Below are 21,824 nucleotides of genomic sequence, written 5' to 3'. Positions count from 1 at the left end.
TCAAAATGCATAATCCCAACTTTAGTAATTTCTAATACTGGGTAATAATGTGCAACGTTATCTTTTGTTAAAAACCTTGGTTAATCTTTCTTTGGAAAGATTAGTTTTTGGGGAATATAGTAAGGTATCTCAAAAAGAACAAGGTATAAAAAGATGTACTTATATAAACCAAAAAGTTAGCTAAGCTGGATAATAAAAATAAAGGTAGGAGATTTAAATGGAGACGAAACAAGATAACCTTATTTACGTATGGGACGCATATTGTGGATGGTGCTATGGCTTTTCAGAAAATATTAAAGGATTTTACAAAAACCACACTGAAGTACCATTAACAGTTTTATGTGGAGGGTTATTTTTAGATAATTTACCAATGAAAAACTTCTCATATATAGAAGAGGGAAATAAAAGAATTAATCAACTTACAGGTGCAGAATTTGGTCCTTCATATCAAAAATTGGTGGAAGAGGGTACTTTTAAAATGAATTCGCAAGATGCTGCAATTGGCTTTTCAGCTTTACGATCATTAGCTCCAGACCGTTTGTTAGAATTCACTTCGGCTATGCAAAAAGCGTTTTATTATGAGGGGCAAAGTCTAAGTGATCCTGAAACATATCGTAAGATTGCAATTGAGCATGGTTTGGACCCTGAACAAGTATTAGAGCGTTTAAACGCTCAAGAAACACTATTAGATGTCCAAAATGATTTCAATAAAGTTCGACAGCTTGGTGTTAATAGTTATCCTTCATTACTTTTACAAAAGGAGAATCAAATTATTCCTATTGGTGGTGGGGTGATGACACCAGATAAAATCGAAGCGCGTTTTAAAAGTTTATATTAATCAATCTTAAGCAACAGTATCTTGCATTTAACGTTTTAAAAAAGGCTAGAAGTGGATGGACTTAAACCTTTTTATAACAGTTGGTTTCAATTTGTTCTTAAAAAGAGTCTAATTTAAATTCTACTATAAGCTAAAGTAGCAAACATGTTATCTTACGCCAACTGATATTCATCTCTGTCCTATTTGATGGTGCTATCACGCTTTCAGGTGAATGGAAGAGGGAGCTTCTACCGGAATAAGATAAAAATATGTTAACTAGTTAATAACTTTAACAAAAGGAGAATAACATTCTATGTTTAAAACAATCGATACAAATCAAAAAGATGTGAAATTAACGGTGTTTAGTTCGGACGAAAAAAGCTTTATGGTTACTGCAACCTTAGTTGAGAAAGCGGGACATGCATTTTTAATAAACTCAAAATTTACGCAGTCTGATTCTAAAGAAATAATTGATTATCTGAAAAAAAACAATTTATCTCTAGATAAAATCTTTATTATTCATGGGGATCCAGACTACTACTTTGGATTAGAGAGTATTAAAGCGGCTTACCCAGAAGCCATAGCGTATGCTACAGAGTCTACTGTTGAACATATTGTTCATTCTGTCTTAGGTAAATTAAAAGTTTGGAAAGACGCCCTAGGAGAAAACGCACCAAGTAACGTAGTATTACCTCAAGTGTTTAAAGAAAAAGCTATTGATTTTCAAGGGTTAACATTTGAACTAGTAGGTTTAGATCATTACAGAACTAGCTTATTTAATAAAGAGCTAAAATTATTAATTGGTGGTATTGATGTATTTAACGAAATACATGTATTCTTAGCGGATACTAGCTCAAAAGCGGCAATGGAGGCATGGATTGAAAACTTGAAAGTATTACAAGCATTACATGCTGACATAATTGTACCTAGCCATGGATCAATTGAAAAATCTTTAAATAATCAGGCACTTACTGCAACTATGGATTACCTAAGAACTGCGGTTCAAGCTTCTGAGGAAAGTAAAACTTCAAAAGATTTTGTGGCAAAACTTGAAGCAGCATATCCAGGTTATGCAAATAAAGGTGTATTAGAATTAAGTGCAAAAGTTGTAACAAAAGAAATGCCTTGGGGCTAATGCCATGAATAAATATCAAAAAATATTACATGAAACGTATGTGTTAACTGGCGAAGGTAAATTGGACGCGTTCAAAACGTATTTAAGTGAAAATGTATCTTGGACAGAAGCTGCTGGGTTTCCATATGCAGGTACTTATATAGGTCCAGATGAAGTAGTGAAAAATGTACATGAACGCCTTGGCACGGAATGGGATAATTATAGCGCTAAAGATGAAATTTATGCATTTAATAACAATACTGTTATCGTTTATGGAAAATATAGTGGAACATATACAGCTACAGGGAAATCGTTCATAGCAGATTTTTGTCACCTTTATGAGTTTGATGAGAACGATAAGGTTAAGAAGTTTATTCAAATTGTGGACAGTGCAACTGTTAATGAGGTATTGAGTTAGAGTTAATAGCTTCTTGCATACCTTGTATAAAGAGTAATGTTAGGATAAACAGGTTTTACTAACATTACCCCTCAGATCATATTTTGGGGAAGGTTTCACCTTTTTCAAACGTGTTATGGAAGATAATTTAGAAGAGGTAGGTATATATGAAATTAGAGAAAAATTTAATCATAACAATTATTTCTGTATTTATTTTAGGAGTAGTTTCGACTTTGGTATATCAAGCTTCCACCGGTAATAACAAAGGTAACTCAATCAAGAGCGAGAATGGCGCTTCTGTATCAAAAGAAGTAAAAGAAAATGAAAAGAATAAAAAGATGGTAGTTGATTTCTATAATGAAGTTTTTAATAAACACAATATCGATATTATCCCTAAATATGTTAGCGAGGATTATAAGCAACATAATCCTTTTGTTGCTGATGGACGAAAAGCCTTCATGGATTTCTTTAAGGAGGATTTTGTTAAAAATCCTAATTCCTCTGCAGAGATTAAACGTGTAGTAGCTGAAGGGGATACAGTTGCTCTTCATGTACATTCTCGTACTAATTCTCAAGATAAGGGAGTCGCTATAGTGGATTTATTTCGTATAAAGGATGGTAAGATTGTCGAACATTGGGATGTAATTCAGGAGATCCCAAGTGAAGCGGCTAATGATAATACGATGTTTTAGGTAGAATATATATCTAATAATTGTTTAATTTGTAGTGCTGTATAGAATTTAGAAATGTAGATAAGTAAAGGAGATGTCCTAGGCATGGTACTAGGATATCCCTTTTTATTTTAACGAGATTAAATTTACTATTATTAGTAGAGTGTTTATTTCGCGTATTTATTGATAACTTAACACTAAAACTACACCGCTATGAAATTAGATAACCGTATCAGTTTGTAAGAAAGGAAAAACGTGGTCCAGCATGCCATGAATCTATACGATCTACATGAACTTTTGTAAATCTAACCATAGTATCTTCATTAACATAATTCATATAGTTTATAAATATATCGCCATTGGGTCCATAGTTACAAAAAATGACGTTCTATTTTGGTGATTTAACAGGATTTTATAATTCAGATTTTTATATGTCACTAATAGTTTATAAAAAAGTGTTGAATAATTGTGATCCTGGTGTTGCGATTAGTGGGAATCTGCTAGAAGAAGAGGCACAAATTGATGATCGTATTCAAATTTATGCGAAACGTGATGTGGATTTAGATAGAGATGCTGAGGAGAGTACCTATGAAACACTATTTGATGGAGATCTGGCAAAATGCCGATTTCAGGAGAATTTGCTTTAATGCTGGTCTTATCTAAGATTGGTAGTAAATTTGTATTAAAAGAGCTTCCTATCTTAGATAGTTTTGGAAAATTAACTTATAATAAGGAAAAAATTTTGAACTTCTTCTGGTGTACTTGAATACACTTAGGGTAGCGTTGATGGGAATAGAGTGAAGCATGTATTAGCACATACTAAATCGAATCTGCATAAACCTACGCATTCAGTAATTAATGTAGAAAAAACAAAGTTATTAGAACTATTAGATGAAGCCTGGTCCACAAAAGGAGAGCAGTTACCAAAGGATGCATGTATCCTTTGGTAACTATGGGAGAGTTGTAGGAACTGCAGGAGAAATTTCAATTAGAATTGTTGTACGAACTAATACAAATAAAGTTATAACAGCAAACATTATTAATTTAGGATACGATTGGTATAAAGAATAATTCAAAGATTTGCTATTATTGCTTTAAAAGCCTTTTTTCTAAGATGAAGTGAACCATGAAAATAGGACACATATCAAAACACCTTCTGAATTTGTATACTTAGTATGCGAATTCAGAAGGTGTTTTTTTATGTACTACTATTCGAGTACACATCATTTCAGGCGGTTTTCTTTTATGCTTCTATTTCTTTCTCCTTTGCTACCACTGTATCTCTCCACAACACAAGTAGTTTTCTAAATTCAGAGGTCTCAATTTTACATTGGTTATTTGGGGCACTCATAAAGAAGTTAATAGCACTGGTATAATTAGGTTTAATATAGACTGCTGCTACGTTCCCTTCTATTTCATATTGCGGAACTGTTTGGTCAACTACATTATCCAAAACCTGTATATACTCATCTGCCTCATCATCTAAAATATCTTCTAAAAAATGAGAAATTATAGAAATCTCCTTTGGCAAACGTATTCTCAATCCACCAAGTCCATCACGATAAAATTCGTATGTATATTTCATTTTTTACCTCCTAGTATAAACCGGATATGCAGTTATTATCTCATTATTTTTGATAATCATTTCTACTTTAAATTCGTGAGATGTTTGTCCTACATATCTAACTATCTCTCCTCCACCCATCATACTTTCATAGTGATATCCAACAGCTTTTAATCCCTACCCTTTTTGTCTTAGTTCTCCGTGAAAAAGGTACTTAATAAGTGATGAGTCAAATCTATACGGGAATTTCCCACCATTAATTCTTCCACCATTAGCAAATTGATAGGTTGAGAGTTTTTCTTCAGCTTGTTTAAAATCTGGTGAATCAAATCTAGATCGTAAACCATCTCCACCAGCAAAAGCAAATCAGATAAAAATGTAGGGCTTAAGTAACTAGAATAAAGAAAAAAGCCATACAAGTAGTATGACTTTCTTTGCGAAACAATTAAGCTTGTGGTGCAGGCGGTCTTCCATGGTCGTAAGCAGGTGCACCAGTATTACCATCAGCTATACCCCAAGGTTCTCCGTGTGTGTAAGAGGGAGACCAACCTTCTCCATGTGTATATTCAGGTGCACTGCCACCATCACCTATATTTAACGCTAAATCTGGTCTTTGTGGTGCAGGTGTATCACCTTTATTTAATGCCGAAAATTCTAAGATGTTACTTATACCAAAAGTCATGATTCCAGCTAACGTTAAACCTGCTATTGTTAATCCAATCTTTTTCATTACTTTAACGCCCCTTTAGCTAATAGTTTTTTCTTTGCTTCATTACTCATATAAAAATATTTACTAGCCTTCGCATGATGTTTCTCTGCATAAAATTTATTCGCTAATCGTTCTGCATATTCTTCAATGCAATCCCATAACTCTTCTTTTTTAAAGTATGAAACTCCTGCTAATACAACAGTTTCTAATTCTGTAGTGTTAGATGTGTTTTTCAATTTTTCTAAGATTTTAAAGCGATATTGATATTCTTTATTTGCTAATTCATTGCAAATGTTTAAGCCTTTTTCGATGAGTTGAGATGCTACTTCCGTTTCGCCTAATTTTAAATTTTCATCTGCTTGTAAATATAGGGCTTTAAAGTGATTTGGCATATTTTCTGTAACCTCTGATAAGTGACGAATTGCTAAAGAGGAAAGATTTTGATTTGCATATAATAGTCCGATGTTATTTCTAACACGTAGTAACAATGTTCTTTCATTTTTACTTTTTAGAATATCTATGGCAGTGTTAAAACTTTCTTCGGCTTGTTCAAATTGCCTTAAATCTATACAAGATAATCCAAAAACATTGTCACATAGTGCTACATTAATTTTATAGTCTGTGTGTTTAGAGAAAATATCTTTTGCTATTCGTATGTAATCAATAGCTAAAAGCGGTTTATAGATTTGATAGTAAAATGAAGCTAAACGATAATTAAATTCAGATTCTTCTACTTCATTCATTGCGTACATTAAAAGTTTTTTCGCCTTCTCAAAATGTTCTTTTGCTTCATTATAGTCTGCAAGAATTGTGCTGTGAATAGCTTTGAAGAAGTGATAATAATAGGATAAAAAACTGCTATCAGGTATATCAAAAGAGTTAATTTCATTAAAGCTATCTTTTGTAATATAAAGTCCATCGGTTAGTACTTTATATCTAAAGTCTAATAATGAATAGTATAATAATAAATTTTTATCTTCTTTTATACTGGAAAGTTTATCTTCAACTTCTTGTTTTAAGTTTGTTGCTTGTATATTTTGGAATTGTAGTATAGCTTGATACCAGTCATTAAGTAACTTTGTAACTTGTTCATTCCCCTTCACTGGAACGTGCATGTAATCCCTTCCTTTTCTGAATAGTCTTACATTAAATGATAACAAGAATAGAATATAATGGAAATTGAATTTTGATATTTCTCAACATTTGTTTAACAATTTTATTTTCAATTATATAACTAATCGTATTCATTCTACCTGCTTAGTAAATTCAAATACTTGGTACAGTGAAATAATTCTACATGGTATAATTTTCTTGTGAAATACTGTATAAAGAAGGAAGGGCAAGGCATGAGTTTAAACATGTATCTAGGAGAAGTACAACGCCAAACTCAAAGTATGAATGCTGTATGTAACGCTACCATTCAAGGTATGGAACAAGTTATTCAGTCGATTGACACCTTTGCAATTGATACTGTTCTACAAGGACAAACTTATAGCAGTGCAAAATCATTTTTTGTACAAACTTTTCGTCCTTTAGCACAAGGAATCATTTATCTGTGTGAAGAGTTAATTCGTCAGAATGATGCTTTTCCAAGTCAATTTCAATCACAAGTCGCTTCCACAGATGTAATCGAACAAGAAATATTAGAACAAATTCGAGAAATTGACCGAATGAAAGCAAGTATGGAAGCCATCAGTCAAGCTATGCCAATCCCAGGTATGGACGCTATGGCGAATCTTTTTACTGTCATGAGGAAAAAACTGCAAGAAAAATTAGAACATCTATATGAATTTAATTATACTTCTAGTAATAATTATGATACTGCACTCCAACTAGCCGCTAGCATTGCGACAGGTTTAGCAGAGGTACAAAGTGGAAAAGGCTTTAGTCCTGCAAGTGGTACATTTAGTACACAAGGGTTGAATATGGAGTGGACAACTGCTATTCAAGCGATTGGAGAAGATAGGGCACGCCAAGCTAGCAATCTTCTAAATGACAATTTATCAGATGATAATATCGAAGAAGGGGCAATGTATGGTGATACCTCCCCTGAAAAATCTATGCTTAGAAAAGTTTGGGATGGTATATACGTTGGTTCTGGGCAAGTTATCGGAGAGATTGTAGAAGGTTTCAATTCACTAGACGATACAGTAACAAAAGAAAATATCAAGTATGCTATAGGTCACCCTCTAGAAACGGCATATACTATGTGTAATACTTTTTCGGATTCATTTATGAATGATGTTTGGCATGGTGATTTAGAAAGTGGCACAAAGTGGGGAACAAGTATTTTTATGGAATTTGGGTTAGGGTGGATTGGGGATAAAGGGATAAGCAATGTAGGGAAAGTAACTACACTCGGTGAAGGTGTAAATCTAACAAAGTTTTCTACAGGAATCTCTTCTGTTACGAATAAATTACCGTTGACAGAACGCTTTGCATTCGCAGGTGCTAGTGGCTTTGGAAGTGCACAGAGAAAAGCTTCTGAAATGTTACAAGAAGCCCGTGATACATTTATGTTTTCCAAAACTGGTGGAAGAAGTATGATCAAAGATGTTCAAGAAGTAATAAAGGATTATGCAGATAAAGTTCTTGATAGAGTAGATGTAAAAAATGATTATCCCGATTCGTATACAGCATCCAAAGTATTACGTGAAGAACTTAAGGCTGCAGGGATTGAACCACCCCCATATTCTAATGCAGCACATCACATTGTACCTTGGAATGATAGCAGGGCAGTGGAAGCACAGGAATTATTAAAAGAGATTGAGATACATCATGATTCTGCTTCCAATGGGGTATTTTTACCGTATAAAGTGAATGAATATGTGACCACTGAAGTCTTACATATAGGTAGCCATTCTAAAGAGTATATAAGAGAGGTAACAGAAAGACTAAATAGTGTTATAGAAATGGGTGGTACACAAGCTGATGTAGCTGAAGTTTTGCACAAAATAAGACAAGATTTATTAGAAGGTAAGATAAGATTAAATGAACCAAAGAAATAACTATATGTCAATAAATGGTGAAGGAGAATATACATATGAAGATTTGGCAATTAAAAAGTTCAACTAGTGATTATCAAACTTTTCAATTATTAAATTATGAAGAGGACAAAAAATATTTTAAAAATGATTTTAACTCTACAGTGAGTTTGTCAGATTCATGGACAGTTAAATTTATTGAGATTATAGATGAAGGGTATCAAAGTGATTGTCCTATTTTTTGGGGGAAATCTGGTGTACAAATAATTAGTGAGAAAGCTAAAGGAGTATTAGAACCCTTAGTAGGCAATAATGTTGAATTTTTACCATTAATTCATAAAACAACCAACGAAAAGTACTATGCTATTCACGTTTTATGTGTGTTAGATGCACTTGATATTAATAACACAATATTTGAAAAATTAAGTTCAGGTTTAATAATAGGCTGTGAAAAATTTGTATTTATTCCTAGTGTTGTTCAAAATGAAATGTTTTTTAAATTGTATATAAATGGAAAGATTCACCCGAACTATATTTTAGTATCAGATGAATTTAGAAATGCAGTTTTAGAAAGTGATTTAAAAGGTTTTGAATTTGTAGAGATATGGGATTCAGAAGCAAATATGTAGTTAAATTGACTTTCAAAAGCTGACAGACATTATAAAAAAGCAGAACCTCAGCTTTCATCGGGTTCTGCTTTTTTGCTACCTACTACCTCACATATACATAGGCTTCATTTGCTGTTACATAGTATGTTTTGCCATTGTAAATGGTGAATTAAAATTAAATAAACCGAAGAAAGAGTAACCTTATTTATACTAGAAAAATAGCAAAGGAGAGTAAAAATGAAAATTTGGGAATTAAAGAGTTCATTTGATGGTTATCAATCCTTTCAACTATTGAGTTTAGAAGAAGATTCTAAAAAGTACTTTGAAGGGAAAATTGACTCGGCAGTAAAAGCATCTCATTCATGGGGAGAAATACGTATTAAATGTGTAGAAGAAGGAAATCAAAGTGATTTTCCTCATTTTTGGGGAGAAGTTGGTACACCAATGGTTAGTGAGAAAGCTAAACAATTCTTAGAGTCTATGCTTGGTAATAATGTAGAATTTCTTCCCCTAATTCATAATGTGACGGGAGAAGTGTATTATATAATTAACGTTTTAAATGCAATAGATGCTATTGACTATGAAAAAGCTATACTAAAGAAACTACGATCTGGCTTAGTAATAGATTTCAAAAAATACGCATTCTTACCTAATATGGTTAAGAACCAAACAATATTTAAAGTTTACTTAAATGAAATATTACATATTCCTTCTGTTTTCGTATCAGATGAATTTAGAAATGCAGTTTTAAAAAGTGATTTAAAAGGTTTCGAATTTGTAGAGGTATGGGATTCAGAGGCAAATATGTAAAAGAAAGTCCTAAAATAATTAAATGGGATTATTGATGTGAACTAATACCTAAGACATTATTAAATATAAGATTAAGAAGCTTATGTACTTTTATGAGCTTTTTATTATGGATAAGTGTAGAAAAGCATAGTAATCAATATTCTATATATATTTTGGGTTCACAAAATAAGTTGTAAATCCTGCTCGAAGAAATAAAAATATAGCTGCTGATAATCAAATACAATTGCATCATCCTATATAAAATGAATGGGCTATAAAGGGTGATACGATTAGAACGAAAAGAAAGCTCAAGAAAAATTTTCACCATCAAGTCCTGGTTTGCCTTATACCAAAATTTATACTATGCAAAGAAAGTAAAGAAGACTTGAGGTATACAAAACTGATATAGATAATGAACTTAATGTAGGCTATAGAGAAATGATTGAGGCAGAGCATAATCCAAAAACTAAAAAAGGTATTAATGGATGCTTATAAATATTTTGATAGTTTTAAGGGATGAAAAATGGAAGAAATGTTTGTTAGTTTATTCATTCAAGCGAATTCCAATAATATAGAGAAGATGAACACGTATAAAGAAAAGAATAATGAAAGTATAAGAGATTTGACAATAAGCATGAACCTTCTTTTTAGTGCATGCTATGCGAAGAGTGGGAGTCAGGATTGGACAGTAACATGGGGTTTGTGTAGATAGTGAGGAGGGAAGAAGTGAATAGAAAAAACCATCTCAAATAGAGACGGCTTTTTTAGTGCTATCTTTTTGATGCTCTATATCCTGCAGCTTGTGCTTCAGCTGCTGAACAAAACATTTCTTCAGCATTCGTTTTATCATAAAACTGTTGACCAGGCATATGATAAATCTTCTCGCCTTTACTATTTTTATTACCTTTAATATTACAAGTACCATTCTGTTCTGATGCTTGATTAGTTTTTGGCTGAGGAGTTGCTTCTTTTTGTTTATTTTGATTTTGTTGCTCTTGTTGTTTCTTTAACTCTTGTTGTTTTTGTTGATCTTTTTGTTGCTTCTGAAGTTCTTGTTGTCTTTTTTGTTCAGCTTCTTGTTTCTTTTGTTCTTCTTGTTGCTTCTGAAGTTCTTGCTGTTTTTTTTGTTCAGTTTCTTCTTTCTTTTGCTCTTCTTGTTGTTTTTTCTCTTCTTCTTTTACTTCCTCTGCTTTTTTGGATTCCTCTTGCTTTGTAACAGTAGTGGCTTTTTCAGTTTTATCATCATCTGAACCTTTAGCACAAGAACCTATTAAAATAATTAATAAAATAATAATGCCTAAACACCCAAAGCATCCGCACCCTCGGCGTTTTTTTTCTTCTTTCTCATTTGCTGACTTTGCCATTTTTATCCCCCTATGTACTGTAAATTCAAGATTTAGTATATCAGATATCGAAAGGGAATTTTACATAAAGTTTATTGATAAAAGTAACTTTTGTAAGAAATACTATCTCTATGGAGGTGTGTCTATGTTATATGTTTTTCTAATCATAACAGGAGTACTTTACATTTCATGGTATGTCTACAAAAGAAGAAAAGACCCTCATTTATACCAGCTCATCGCGCGTTTTAATAAAGATGAAGAGTTTAAACGTACTTTAGCAATGGGGCCTTATTATCGATTTATGACGCCATTAGAAAATGAAAAGTGCTCATCAGTATTTATACGTCAAACACCATTGGAATTTGAAGCTTTTGTTGCTGATGAGGAAGGACAAACATAATAACAAACTAGTAAAGATCCTACTATTAATAGTTACCTACGGATTACTTGCTATGCTATTGCTGATGAGTATCTAGAAAGCACAATACCCTGAGAGCGATTCTGAGGAAATTAACTTTACTTAGTAAGGTCTAGGTAGGCTAACTCTCGAGAATCAACTCTCAGGGTATTTTTGTTTTACTTAGATATAACTCGTCGTGTACCTTGGACAGTATCTGTGCAGTAATATCGTATTCTTCTGGTGAATCATACCAGGCCTGTGCTAAGCGATCACAAGAGGGGGTGACTCGTCTAGTAATCTGCTGAGCTTCTTCCTCTATAGTTTTGTCTAGCTTGTCCAACTCGCAGGTAGCATTAAGTTGTTCGTCCTCAGCGGCTAATAACTCTGAGGTCGCTTCTGTAATGATGTCATCCGTTAGTTCATCATATTGAGCTGGCAACTCCTGGAGTAACAGGTAATCTGCATCTGCGATAGCTTCTTCTATTTGTTGTTCTACTTCTGGTGAATCTGCTGCAAACACCTTTAGAGTTGTTACGATACCTGCTAGTCTGCTTACCTTGATTTCCTACGTAGTTAATGTTTTCATTTGAACATATCCCCTTTAGTTTTAGTTTAGTTGTACCTATGAGACGGCTTACTTACCGATAGTAGAAACTACCTCGGCGATAAACTTACGGTGCTTCTTCTTGAAAATCAGAGAGTTTTCTTGAGAGGCAAGTCCGACCTTACCTTTCTTATAGCCTGTTCTTGGTGTAAACTTGAAGCTAATAACTCCTCGTGTGAACAGTGATGGCTTACGAACATCCACCATAGTAATATCCTCGAAGTAAATATCTATCGTTCTTTTACCTAGAAGTCTATTCATCATATTAGGTTTGAGTGTTACTTTCTCGTTGTCTACTGTTAATTTCCCTGTTACTAATTTAACTGATTTCATTTTACATACCCCTTTAGTTTCATTTGTTTTGTTACTTCTATTTTAGCTAAGTTTTAAAATAAGACACAAGATATATCTATAAGTTATGGATCATTCCACCTCGATAACATCGAAGAATAATGTATTGCTATATTGCTTACTTCTGAGATAGACTATGTAGAATCCTCCGGCAGTTATAACATCTACAATTGCACCCCCTCCAGTCAACTTACTAATCAAATCTCGATAATTACTTACGAGACCGTCAATCTCCTGCATTAAACCATCCAGCTTGCTTACCCCAATAGTGTTTGTTTTCATAATTATTCCTCTTTAGTATTAACTACTCTTTACGTTAAATGTATTTCAAAATTTTTTTCAAATATCTCTTCACATGTATTAATACTTTTTAGGACAGTACAGTAGTAACTTCTTTAGTTGCAATTTCCTAAAATAAAAGTCGTTTGAAGCAACTTTTTCTTGCAAATGTTTTAAGTCATTTAAGACTGATTCCCCTAGTGCTGTGAAATAGAAAAATAATAGATTTTATTCTGAGGGAATCTAGAATATAGTCTATTATAGATTTTAAAACATTAATTCAGGGATTTTTAATTGATTTTTAAGTAAGTTCCAAGTCTCATCTAGAATAGGTTTTTGTGGTATGTAAATAATTGTTCCATCTCGCCCTCTTGTTAAAATAACTCTATATGCATTGAGTTTAATTTGGAATGGATCTTCGACACCCCATTGATAGTGTTGTCCTTTCCAAGCCCCATTCTGTAGATAAAGATCATCATCCCAATGAACGAGCGCCATATCTAGTTCAAGTCCTTGTGTTTGAAATTCAGTTGCGCTGTAGTTGAGATTTTTACAATAGTATTGAGACCCTGGATAGTTAAAGTATTGAGCGATCTTACTAGGCTTTTCATATCGTTCATTTCGTGGTAGAACAGGGACTTCTTTTTGACGATCAGCGCCACCAGCACAGACGACACCAACTGTTTTTGTATCATCCTGATAAAGCTGATTTAAAGTGATTTTTGCTTTGTCTAAATCACGCGTAATAAAAAGCTGATAATGTTCCTTTGGTAGGTTATGAATAAGCTGTTTCGTTTGTTCAAAATTAACATCTAATAAAGTATTAATAATTTCATAGTATTTTAAAGCTGCATGAGCACGGAAAGATGAATTTAAATGTAGCTGAGAATGAGTTCTATAATGTGCTGCATTTGTAAATACAGAATTAGGGTGTTTTGAGTGAACAGTAACGTTTTTTCCAGCGATCGCAGTATTCCACAGAGGGAGACCGCCTTCTTCCCCAGAATAGATCTCTTGGCCTTCCCCAATTAAGCCAATTGTTACACTCCACGGCTTATTATTTGTCGTAATATTCATTATAATATCCGGTTCACTTAAGTGTTGGGCTTCTCGCTTTCTTCGAGGAAATCCATTTTATATCCATTTCTATTACAAATGAAACCAAAGTTAAGCAATTAATTGTTACAAAAATAGGCTCAGTATCAGCATTACTTTGCCCTTGATTACAGCAACGCTGATACTGGTCCAAGTAAATGAAAAAACATAAAATTCACGTTAAGACATTGTTGGGTTAGCTCAATCCCGTAAAGAAAAGACACTTTAAAGTGTCTTTAAAATAAAGCTATAAGATATCCACGGAAATTCCATCCTGCATATAAGATTCCACATATTATAAAAGGGGCAATTATGGGCCTTAATTTATTTGGTATGTAATGTGAAATCGCTAAAAGTGCTGCATAAACAGCCAGTATTATAACGAATATTTTTATTGCTGAATGTAGTAAACCTGCTACTTGTGATTGTATTTCTGGTGTATTAAAATTCAAACTATCTCGCCTTTCTAATACAAATCTTTTTATCTATATAATAAATTATTTATTGTAAAAAGAAAAGACACCTTAAATGAGTGGTTTTATTTTATAATTACAAAGCTAATAGTAGTATCATATAAGTTATAAATATTTGAGACTCCCACGACAGACCATATAGATTCGTGGGCTAAGGTACTGTTACCATACCGTACAGATGTTGGTTTGCATATGTTTTTGGGTGTTGTACTTCACAATACATTGTTTGTGGTGTTGAAGGGAAGATAAAGATGACATGTTCTTGGTTTCAAAAAGAGTGATATACATAAAAGGTTTGGATATAAAACAAAAAGCCTCCAATATATTATTGAGGTTTTTTGTTTTGAAATGGAGATGTTATTTGTTTTGAATTTTATATATTATTTGTTTTGATGTTGATATTTTTATATGTTTTGTTATAATTATAACAAATGAAACATATTGTTTTTAGGGGGTAATATAGTGTTTGAAATTAATAGAGAGAAAGTTGGAGAACGGATTAATGATATAAGAGAGTCGGGAGGCTGGACTCTTGAAGCGTTTGGGACTCTTATTAATAATACGTCTAGAGGGAATGTAAGCAATTGGATTAGTGGAAAGAATATTCCTACTAAAGAAAAGTTGAATTTAATTGCAGTGCTGGGAAGAGTTAAACCTGAATTTCTTTTGTATGGTGATATGGAGGAGTATTCAAAAGAATTTTTCGGAGATTACAAAGGTACAAAGCTGGATGAAGAATTTTGGAAGTCTTTTAGAGGAATACTAACGAAAAAAGGGATTCCTTATGGAGAAAAAGAACGAATGATTCAATATGCGATTATGGCTAAAGAAACATTAAGAGAAGATGCTGAATTTCGCAAATTCAGTCAGTGTAAGGGAGTAATGGTAGAAACGGTGAGTTACTACGATGTGGAAAAAAATGCACAATATAGAAGAAACTATTTGCCTTTATTAGACGACATGTTAAGGATTGATAATGAACAAGAATATGTTGAGCCTACAAACAATAAAGCAATTCTTCATACTTTAGATATGTTAAGAAGAATTGATGATGAAATGATAAAACAAGACGTTTTGTCTATAATTATTAGTCTATCCCGAATATCTAACCGAAACATACTAATGACCGATAATACTTATCTTCCTAAGGTTTCTGATCATCCGAGTTTCGGGGGATATACTTCCCAGAGTCGTGGTTTAACAGAACAGAAACGTAGTGAAAAAGAAATCAAACAGGATTATAAAGAATTAAAAGAACAAATTAATGCGACACTTGATAGTATTATTAGAAGGAATATAGCAATACTTTAAGTATAGAAGATTAAAAAAAGTATAAGAAACATATTATGATTACAGATTGGCTGAAGTTATGAATCTACCAAAATAAAAATAGGTATTTTCAAAATTAAAAAGGAAATATAAAAAAGAGTGATCTATTTAGATCACTCTTTTTTATGTTCTGGTGCATAGATTATATCTATTCTATGCAGCCGTTTCGAATAGTTGATGAATAAACTTCATTTCATTTTGGAAAGACTTGTCCCGTAAAATAAGTTGACCTTTTTAATGATATGCATTACTTCTATTCCTAAAAGAATAGATCTAGCTGTACGAAAAAATTTCAATCCCAACATTGAACGAACTCTCTTTTTAATAAAACGATGATCTTGCTCTACAATGTTATTAAGGTATTTTATCTGCCTTATTTAGATGCCTAAAGGCATCTTTTTCTTCAATGCTTCAACCGCTATAGGATAGGCCGGATTTTTGTCTACTGTAATCTCATGGAGCTTTGAAACATGAAAAAGTTTTGTTGCCCTAAGATCCCTTGTTTTGCTTAGTGGAATAAGAGTATACCAAAGGAATAATGAATAAAAAAATAGGGTTTAAATCTTAAAGTGTATAGTTTTTTTGTTTTATTAACCAGTAAATAATCCCCCATATAGTTGATCCTTTCATAAATTGAGTAATAAAAATGGTAATATTGAACAGTAAATGTTTTATATCAATAATTCAAAAACTGTAATTTTTAATATAATAATATTCACTTGCCAACTATGTATTCTTTATTTAAATTTGCTATGCACAAGTTATAAATATAAATAATAAAAAAGGAGAAATTCTTAATTTAATTGAAAGTTTGTATTTTACATTGAAAGAGTAGAAGGAATGTAGGAATTCCATATAAATCCTAGAGGGGGTGTTAATAATTAAAAAATAATCTTACATTAAATTCGTGTTTAATTGATAATTAATTTAAAGGTGTTATAAAGGAAAAATGTTAATATATAAATTGTTCATAAATACGATCTTGAAAATTTCTATCTAGTCATGTGAATTTTTTTACCTCAAGATTGTAGGATAAGTTATATTTAAATTAGATTTTAAGATTTTTTGGAGGTATAGAAATGATAGTTGGGTGTAAAAATTGTTGCGAACCAGATTTATTTAGAGCATTTGAGATTTTAAACGAAGATTATATTCCAGGTGCTTCTACAGTACAAGAATATGATGATGAATTGGATACATGTCCAAAGTGTAGGCAACAAATATTAATAAATGACTACATAATTCTTGATAAGGAAGACTTTATTTCAGTAGCTACTGATTTTCTTGCGAATGTGATAAGTAGTAATATTAAAGAATGCCAGAATTGTAACTGGACTATCATCCCACATGAACAGCAACATGGTGATTCACTTAATTTAAAAATGGTGAGTAATTTAGTGTCTGAATATGAATTATCTCCTGAATTAGAGGGGGTATTGTATGAAAAAATATACTGTTCTTGTGGAAACAGTTTAAATTCTGATGATCCTTATGTCTCAGAAGATGACCTCAAAGATTGGTTTGGTGAAGAGGAAATTGAATTCATTATCAATACATTTGATATATCAGCGCAAGATACTGAAGACTTTATTACTTTTTTACAACGCCACCCAATGCTGGGACTTGAGCATCATGTCGGAAGAACAATTCTCAATAAAATAAAGAAAGAATCCCTTAAAGAAACTGAAATATTTAAGGAGGGATCAATATTTTATAGAGGGCGTAATAGGAATAAATTCGAGAGGTTAGTCCCATTTATAGAAAAAGAACTTTGGCATCCTCCTATAGGACTTCCTAGACAAGGAAGGTATAATCCACCAGGTGTACCTTATTTGTATCTTGCTAATAGCATTAATACTGTACTGAATGAAATTAACCCATCTAAAAATGATGTTGTAGATGTTGGTGAATTGGTAACTTTAAAAGAATTTAAGGTGTTTAATTCAACACTGGCAGATATGGATATATTTGCATCAATGGAAAATGAGCACGAACACCATGCTTTTTCGTATGAGTACATATTTACAAATTTTTTATCACAATGCTTAGCATATTGTGGTTTTAACGGAATTGCATATAAAAGTGTAAAATCTAAAGAAGGGTTAAATTTATGTCTATTTAATTTTACTCCGGATACAGATATTGAAATGAAAAGTATTCATACAAATGTAAATATAGAATATAAAGAAGATCCATTTGGCATTCTGTCTAAGTCAGAGATTATTGAAATTGAAAAAAAAGATCCTAGTTTGTTATTTTAAAAATTTGTAATTAATTGGTTTTCCGTATAAAAAGGAAGAGGGAACAATTTTATCCAGATTAAGCTATTACTAGGCAAGAAGCAGTATGGATTACCTGAAAGTATTTAGAAAATATAGGAGCGCCACTTACAGACGCAACCGCATTATTATGTTATCTAGTTGATTTGTTTTAATTCTAGTATAAACATACTGGAAAATCCGACTCTTAATAGAGTTAAATAATGAAATAAGAGATACGTTGGCAAAGGAAAAATAGAATTGTAAGGAATGTATCTTTTTTCATTCTTTTAAAGCTGGGATCTGTTAAAAGAAATTATTGTTTCTTGGAGCCCTTTTTTAATATTTTTAATACGATCTAAAACAAGGAGTACTAAATAATTCTTGAATAAAGCTAATATTAAAAAGTGTGGGTTAGTAAGTGGTTTTGGGAACAGCAAAGAATGATAGTAAATGTTCAAGGTTGTATTACTAAATAGGAAAGTTGGAGATTGTTAAGCGTATTAGAGTTATTTTGTGAAAAGAGAACTGGAACAACAGATTAAACGAAAAATCCTCTTGTTCATCTAACAAGAGGATTTTTCGTTTTCACTTTACAACACATATACAAAAGGTATTTACGACAATCGTTGGAATAAGGATATATTACACAGGGGATGGGCCAAGAAGGAGATCAAGTCTTAGAAAAGGGGAACAAAATAAAACTCTATATTTATCTAGAGAAAACGGAATAGATGCTTACTTATTTTTGATATAGGAAAGCCTGTCTCTATCAGGAGAGTAGAGCTTGTAAGCATCCTTTTCAAGAAATTCCAGAGGATATACAAGGAATAGCATGAAAAGAATCCGAATGATATTTTCAATACTCGCTACGAACATCTTGTATTTGAGTGTTCGCATAAACAACGTATTAAACGACAGGAGGTAAAACAAGAGCAACTATTCTCTTAAGGTTTAATCAAAAAGAAATACGATGACCGAACTTTGGAAGAAGTGTATTCAACAAATGTAGGTGTTTTTTAACTCATAAGTTGGCCAGAAATGGAAGCATAAATTGGCCGTAAACTAAAAGAAGTATAAGTTGACCAGAACGGCCATCTTATGCTTCTTGTTACAAAAATACTCAGAAAAAACAATAAAAATATTTATATTTTACGATATTTTTACTATCATTTAATTAAAAGTAAAAATTGTAACGACAAATTTTAGGAGGGATTAGAACTACTCATAATCATCGGTAGTAAGGTCGTCTTTCCAGTGCCAATAGAACCTACTAATTAATGATTTAGGAGTAAAACATATGAAATTCAATAAAAATTCACATGACTATGTGGAAATTTTTCGATTTGATAATAAAGGTTTTTTTTGCAAACCTTATAACTCTGATGCATATGATCATATTTTTGAATTTATAGATGTCGAGGTAACAGATCTCACATTATTTAATCAATCTATACTGAAAGAAAAAGTCCATAAACCACAGATTAATGATGCCAACTGGTCAGGCTGTTTTTGTTTTCTAAGTGAATTTGCGAAAAATATTACCAAGGATGATGGTCCATTATCAATGAGAAAAGGCCACAAACTGAATATGGCTCTATTACCTAGAAACACAATAATTTGGGTTAGAAATTGCAGTTACTTGGGTGAGGCAGATACTTTTTATAACGAATTCACCTATCAAATTGAACATGAAGGAAATTTATTTTGGACCTCCAATAGTCAAAGCTATAATTGTTATTGTTGGGTGCGAATGAGCGTTGAATTAGCGTTAGAACGAATTAAATTATGGAAAACAAATCATGAAGGGTATGAACCACCTGAATGGTTAACAGAATTCTATCTAATGGAAGAACAATTAGAGATACTCTACCCTCTTTCCTTATGGGATAGGCTAACTTTGTCTGTACAAAAATTCAAAAAGTCTATTATAAAAAAATAAACTAAACAAATGTTTTTTAACTCATAAGTTGGCCGTGAATTAATTATTAACCCATAAGCTGGTCGTAAATTTTACAAAATAAAAAAGTATTTTATTAGTGTTTATGTTGACTGATATGAATTGGCTGAGTGACTTGGGACGTAGATTTTGTTTCACTTTGGTATCAATGAAACGGTTAAATACACGCTCAACAGAATTTTCTTTTGAAATTTTGCTAGTTTTTCGTTTGTGGGGTTGTCGTTTTTTTACAGTGGGTTTTTCAGTGAAGTAATTGATAGACATAAAACAACCTCCTTCATTCTGAATCAGAATTAAAGGAGGAGTTTCAATCAAAACTTGAGCGGTGCTCAACATTAGTTTTGGTCAAAAATAAGATTTTTCAACACTTGATACATAAAGGTATGATCTCGACTGGGTTCGAACTCACGACCTCCACCCTGTCAAGGTGGCGCTAGGGATCGTTAGTCTAACGTAAGTCAAATCGTAAGCCAATGCTAGTCGGAAATGCTTTCATATCAACGTTTGTCGCTAAATAGTTATACGTCCTGCTCGTTTTCTAATAACTATTATAGCGTGCAGCAACGCCAAACTGCAAGGCATAGGGGCGCAGTATTGTATTTAATCTATGCTTCGTCTGAATGAGTCCCTATCTCTTCCTTTAGCTCATCCTTAAATCCTTTATCTTCATAGCGCTCAGATACCAACATCTTTAGGTCCTTCCAATGTTGTAGGGCGTTTCTTATGTGCTGATGCCCTTGATTTGTACCTCCGTGATTATGAAGAACCCTATATGCTGTTATCTGTTGTTCTGTACCTAGGAAGTTCATTTTAGCCAGTTCTTTTACGTTATCTGGATCTGATACTGTAATAAAATTTTCTGAGCCATTTCCTACCTCGCTGTAAAAAGAATTGAATAGATCATTAAGTTTATAATCATAAAATGGAGGAACTTGTAGTATTGCATAATAACTAAGTGTGTCGTGTAATAATCCCCAACCATCATGAATTCTCTGTTGATGATTGGCAATATGATCACATCTATGTAGCTCAATAATGATTTTATTAATTTGTAGAAAAGTATTATATTCTGCATTTGCTAGATCTTTAATCGCATTTTTTGCTATGTCACTATCCATAGTAGGTAAATTCTTTCTTTTTTCTATAAAATACTTTGCTTTCATTTCACTAACAGTCTTTTCTAAATAATTTAAATCTTTTTTTCCAATCGTTGTGATTACAAAACCAAAAGCTAATAATGTCACAAAATCAGTAGGTGTTTTTAGTAATTTATCAAAATCAATGTTAATTTTTGCGCACACAAACGGGAGAATAAAAACTAGAAGAGCAATTTTATCTAAAATTTTAATTTTTTGCATCCACCATTTATTCTGTGTTTCTGAAATAAGGTCGACAGCTGCAAACAGGCATGCTGAAACTGAAAAAGAAAATAGCCAGAGCGAATTGGGTTCAAAAAGCCCTGTTAATCTAAAAAGAGATATTGTTATTAATATAATACCCAAAAAGTAGGTAAGTTGTCTCATGGTCTCTCAAGTTCTCCTTTTGTATTAATTAAGTGATTGTTAAGTGTTAATTTATCTATCCTACCGTTCCCATAGACAACTATTCTTTTTCGTCTATTAAACTCTTCTACTGCCTTATGAACGATTCGATGATGGTCTGGGAATAGAATCATAATGTTATCAGGTGAATTATTCTGAGTAATCGATAACTCTTCAATAGGATGTCTTTCGACGATGGGCACTCCATGGTCATCCATCGAGGAACGTCCACATATTAGGATAGAAATAATATAGAATAATGTCCCATATAACGTGATATTAATTGCTAAGTTACTTACAGTTTCATTAAGTAAGAAATTAGCTGAAATCATAATTAACAATGTAGATATCGAAACCTGAAAATAATAGGATAATGGTTTGTAACCTAAAATTGTATTTTTCATCTGCTCACTAATCGTTTTTTCAGTAATATTAATACTTAAAATTAAAATAGATACTAATATACCTAATATGGAGCTTAATGAACCAATTGCAATTGATATAATATTTCGCAAAATATTTTCATTTATATTAAGAT

At 32.3% G+C, this 21,824-nt stretch carries 20 protein-coding genes and 5 pseudogenes; 12 read left to right on the top strand and 13 right to left on the bottom strand.

Going from position 1 to position 21,824, the window contains the following annotated elements; genetic code table 11:
- Positions 1–217: 217 nt before the first annotated feature.
- The 5 genes and pseudogenes from JDS81_RS21690 to JDS81_RS31200 all read left to right on the top strand — a co-directional run.
- On the top strand, positions 218–838 hold the full coding sequence (locus JDS81_RS21690) for a DsbA family protein (RefSeq protein ID WP_097953404.1): 621 nt from the start codon (positions 218–220) through the stop codon (positions 836–838).
- Positions 839–1,130: 292 nt separating this feature from the next.
- Positions 1,131–1,952 (top strand): MBL fold metallo-hydrolase, encoded by an 822-nt coding sequence (locus tag JDS81_RS21685; protein ID WP_097953403.1) that lies wholly within the window; start codon positions 1,131–1,133, stop codon positions 1,950–1,952.
- A 4-nt stretch (positions 1,953–1,956) separates the two neighbouring features.
- On the top strand, positions 1,957–2,349 hold the full coding sequence (locus tag JDS81_RS21680) for a nuclear transport factor 2 family protein (RefSeq protein ID WP_097953402.1): 393 nt from the start codon (positions 1,957–1,959) through the stop codon (positions 2,347–2,349).
- Positions 2,350–2,495: 146 nt separating this feature from the next.
- Entirely contained in the window at positions 2,496–3,020 is a 525-nt protein-coding gene (locus JDS81_RS21675; protein WP_097953401.1) for a nuclear transport factor 2 family protein, read from the top strand.
- Between the two features lie 350 nt (positions 3,021–3,370).
- Positions 3,371–4,070: pseudogene (locus JDS81_RS31200) on the top strand (chitobiase/beta-hexosaminidase C-terminal domain-containing protein); the annotation flags it as partial.
- 172 nt (positions 4,071–4,242) lie between these two features.
- Here JDS81_RS31200 and JDS81_RS21665 read toward each other — a convergent pair.
- The 4 genes and pseudogenes from JDS81_RS21665 to JDS81_RS21655 form a co-directional block, all read right to left on the bottom strand.
- Positions 4,243–4,584, bottom strand: coding sequence for a hypothetical protein (locus JDS81_RS21665; protein WP_097953400.1), 342 nt, complete (start codon positions 4,582–4,584; stop codon positions 4,243–4,245).
- Positions 4,585–4,587: 3 nt separating this feature from the next.
- Positions 4,588–4,929: pseudogene (locus JDS81_RS31120) on the bottom strand (hypothetical protein); the annotation flags it as partial.
- A gap of 79 nt (positions 4,930–5,008) precedes the next feature.
- Positions 5,009–5,293, bottom strand: a complete 285-nt coding sequence (locus tag JDS81_RS21660; RefSeq protein ID WP_000719635.1) for a hypothetical protein — start codon at positions 5,291–5,293, stop codon at positions 5,009–5,011.
- Positions 5,293–6,387 carry a response regulator aspartate phosphatase gene (locus JDS81_RS21655; protein ID WP_097953399.1) on the bottom strand — a complete coding sequence of 365 codons (1,095 nt, stop codon included), beginning with the start codon at positions 6,385–6,387 and terminating at the stop codon, positions 5,293–5,295. Before JDS81_RS21655 ends, JDS81_RS21660 begins: the two co-directional genes overlap by 1 nt.
- A 231-nt stretch (positions 6,388–6,618) precedes the next feature.
- Between JDS81_RS21655 and JDS81_RS21650 the strand changes: the two genes are divergently transcribed.
- The 3 genes from JDS81_RS21650 (at position 6,619) to JDS81_RS21640 (ending at position 9,674) form a co-directional block, all read left to right on the top strand.
- Positions 6,619–8,280 (top strand): AHH domain-containing protein, encoded by a 1,662-nt coding sequence (locus tag JDS81_RS21650; RefSeq protein ID WP_097953398.1) that lies wholly within the window; start codon positions 6,619–6,621, stop codon positions 8,278–8,280.
- Between the two features lie 35 nt (positions 8,281–8,315).
- Entirely contained in the window at positions 8,316–8,885 is a 570-nt protein-coding gene (locus JDS81_RS21645; RefSeq protein WP_097953397.1) for an imm11 family protein, read from the top strand.
- 216 nt (positions 8,886–9,101) lie between these two features.
- Positions 9,102–9,674, top strand: coding sequence for an imm11 family protein (locus JDS81_RS21640; protein WP_097953396.1), 573 nt, complete (start codon positions 9,102–9,104; stop codon positions 9,672–9,674).
- Positions 9,675–10,423: 749 nt separating this feature from the next.
- Here JDS81_RS21640 and JDS81_RS21635 read toward each other — a convergent pair.
- Positions 10,424–11,017: a sunset domain-containing protein gene (locus JDS81_RS21635; RefSeq protein ID WP_097953394.1), complete on the bottom strand. Its 594-nt coding sequence runs from the start codon at positions 11,015–11,017 to the stop codon at positions 10,424–10,426.
- Between the two features lie 124 nt (positions 11,018–11,141).
- Here JDS81_RS21635 and JDS81_RS21630 point away from each other — a divergent pair.
- Positions 11,142–11,378: pseudogene (locus JDS81_RS21630) on the top strand (restriction endonuclease); the annotation flags it as partial.
- A gap of 178 nt (positions 11,379–11,556) precedes the next feature.
- On the opposite strand, the gene JDS81_RS21625 reads toward JDS81_RS21630, so the two are convergent.
- From JDS81_RS21625 to JDS81_RS21610, 4 genes and pseudogenes are all read right to left on the bottom strand, one after another.
- Positions 11,557–11,916, bottom strand: a complete 360-nt coding sequence (locus tag JDS81_RS21625) for a hypothetical protein (RefSeq protein ID WP_097953393.1) — start codon at positions 11,914–11,916, stop codon at positions 11,557–11,559.
- 114 nt (positions 11,917–12,030) lie between these two features.
- Complete coding sequence (locus JDS81_RS21620) at positions 12,031–12,333, bottom strand: hypothetical protein (protein ID WP_097953392.1); 303 nt, start codon at positions 12,331–12,333, stop codon at positions 12,031–12,033.
- A 90-nt stretch (positions 12,334–12,423) separates the two neighbouring features.
- The gene (locus JDS81_RS21615) at positions 12,424–12,633 is read right to left on the bottom strand and encodes a hypothetical protein (protein ID WP_097953391.1); all 210 of its coding nucleotides are present in this window, start codon (positions 12,631–12,633) and stop codon (positions 12,424–12,426) included.
- A gap of 264 nt (positions 12,634–12,897) precedes the next feature.
- Positions 12,898–13,752 (bottom strand): annotated as a pseudogene (locus JDS81_RS21610) (DNA/RNA helicase domain-containing protein); the annotation flags it as partial.
- Positions 13,753–14,660: 908 nt separating this feature from the next.
- Between JDS81_RS21610 and JDS81_RS21605 the strand changes: the two are divergent.
- Positions 14,661–15,509, top strand: coding sequence for a helix-turn-helix domain-containing protein (locus JDS81_RS21605; RefSeq protein WP_061531643.1), 849 nt, complete (start codon positions 14,661–14,663; stop codon positions 15,507–15,509).
- A 171-nt stretch (positions 15,510–15,680) separates the two neighbouring features.
- On the opposite strand, the pseudogene JDS81_RS21600 reads toward JDS81_RS21605, so the two are convergent.
- Positions 15,681–16,039, bottom strand: a pseudogene (locus JDS81_RS21600) (DDE-type integrase/transposase/recombinase); the annotation flags it as partial.
- 567 nt (positions 16,040–16,606) lie between these two features.
- Between JDS81_RS21600 and JDS81_RS21595 the strand changes: the two are divergent.
- Both JDS81_RS21595 and JDS81_RS21590 read left to right on the top strand, forming a co-directional pair.
- The gene (locus JDS81_RS21595; protein ID WP_097953390.1) at positions 16,607–17,788 is read left to right on the top strand and encodes an RES family NAD+ phosphorylase; all 1,182 of its coding nucleotides are present in this window, start codon (positions 16,607–16,609) and stop codon (positions 17,786–17,788) included.
- A gap of 1,297 nt (positions 17,789–19,085) precedes the next feature.
- Entirely contained in the window at positions 19,086–19,727 is a 642-nt protein-coding gene (locus tag JDS81_RS21590) for a hypothetical protein (protein ID WP_097953389.1), read from the top strand.
- A 39-nt stretch (positions 19,728–19,766) separates the two neighbouring features.
- Here JDS81_RS21590 and JDS81_RS21585 read toward each other — a convergent pair whose 3' ends face one another.
- From JDS81_RS21585 to JDS81_RS21575, 3 genes are all read right to left on the bottom strand, one after another.
- Positions 19,767–20,009: a hypothetical protein gene (locus JDS81_RS21585; protein WP_242481377.1), complete on the bottom strand. Its 243-nt coding sequence runs from the start codon at positions 20,007–20,009 to the stop codon at positions 19,767–19,769.
- A gap of 341 nt (positions 20,010–20,350) precedes the next feature.
- Entirely contained in the window at positions 20,351–21,268 is a 918-nt protein-coding gene (locus JDS81_RS21580; RefSeq protein ID WP_097953388.1) for a hypothetical protein, read from the bottom strand.
- Complete coding sequence (locus tag JDS81_RS21575) at positions 21,265–21,801, bottom strand: hypothetical protein (protein WP_142316320.1); 537 nt, start codon at positions 21,799–21,801, stop codon at positions 21,265–21,267. Before JDS81_RS21575 ends, JDS81_RS21580 begins: the two co-directional genes overlap by 4 nt.
- Between the last annotated feature and the right edge of the window lie 23 nt (positions 21,802–21,824).

The organism is Bacillus cereus group sp. N31, assembly GCF_016483245.1.
In the GTDB taxonomy this organism is placed as follows: Bacteria; Bacillota; Bacilli; order Bacillales; family Bacillaceae_G; genus Bacillus_A; species Bacillus_A toyonensis.
The sequence above is the reverse complement of the archived record's forward strand: the minus strand, read 5'-3'. Positions and strand labels throughout refer to the sequence as shown.

Bases quoted from the DNA above. Each gene is read 5' to 3' on its own strand.
- JDS81_RS21635 (WP_097953394.1), bottom strand. From the start codon at position 11,017: ATGGCAAAGTCAGCAAATGAGAAAGAAGAAAAAAAACGCCGAGGGTGC.
- JDS81_RS21640 (WP_097953396.1), top strand. From the start codon at position 9,102: ATGAAAATTTGGGAATTAAAGAGTTCATTTGATGGTTATCAATCCTTT.
- JDS81_RS21660 (WP_000719635.1), bottom strand. From the start codon at position 5,293: ATGAAAAAGATTGGATTAACAATAGCAGGTTTAACGTTAGCTGGAATC.
- JDS81_RS21620 (WP_097953392.1), bottom strand. From the start codon at position 12,333: ATGAAATCAGTTAAATTAGTAACAGGGAAATTAACAGTAGACAACGAG.
- JDS81_RS21690 (WP_097953404.1), top strand. From the start codon at position 218: ATGGAGACGAAACAAGATAACCTTATTTACGTATGGGACGCATATTGT.
- JDS81_RS21665 (WP_097953400.1), bottom strand. From the start codon at position 4,584: ATGAAATATACATACGAATTTTATCGTGATGGACTTGGTGGATTGAGA.
- JDS81_RS21655 (WP_097953399.1), bottom strand. From the start codon at position 6,387: ATGCACGTTCCAGTGAAGGGGAATGAACAAGTTACAAAGTTACTTAAT.
- JDS81_RS21685 (WP_097953403.1), top strand. From the start codon at position 1,131: ATGTTTAAAACAATCGATACAAATCAAAAAGATGTGAAATTAACGGTG.
- JDS81_RS21680 (WP_097953402.1), top strand. From the start codon at position 1,957: ATGAATAAATATCAAAAAATATTACATGAAACGTATGTGTTAACTGGC.
- JDS81_RS21650 (WP_097953398.1), top strand. From the start codon at position 6,619: ATGAGTTTAAACATGTATCTAGGAGAAGTACAACGCCAAACTCAAAGT.
- JDS81_RS21675 (WP_097953401.1), top strand. From the start codon at position 2,496: ATGAAATTAGAGAAAAATTTAATCATAACAATTATTTCTGTATTTATT.
- JDS81_RS21645 (WP_097953397.1), top strand. From the start codon at position 8,316: ATGAAGATTTGGCAATTAAAAAGTTCAACTAGTGATTATCAAACTTTT.
- JDS81_RS21595 (WP_097953390.1), top strand. From the start codon at position 16,607: ATGATAGTTGGGTGTAAAAATTGTTGCGAACCAGATTTATTTAGAGCA.
- JDS81_RS21590 (WP_097953389.1), top strand. From the start codon at position 19,086: ATGAAATTCAATAAAAATTCACATGACTATGTGGAAATTTTTCGATTT.
- JDS81_RS21615 (WP_097953391.1), bottom strand. From the start codon at position 12,633: ATGAAAACAAACACTATTGGGGTAAGCAAGCTGGATGGTTTAATGCAG.
- JDS81_RS21580 (WP_097953388.1), bottom strand. From the start codon at position 21,268: ATGAGACAACTTACCTACTTTTTGGGTATTATATTAATAACAATATCT.
- JDS81_RS21585 (WP_242481377.1), bottom strand. From the start codon at position 20,009: ATGTCTATCAATTACTTCACTGAAAAACCCACTGTAAAAAAACGACAA.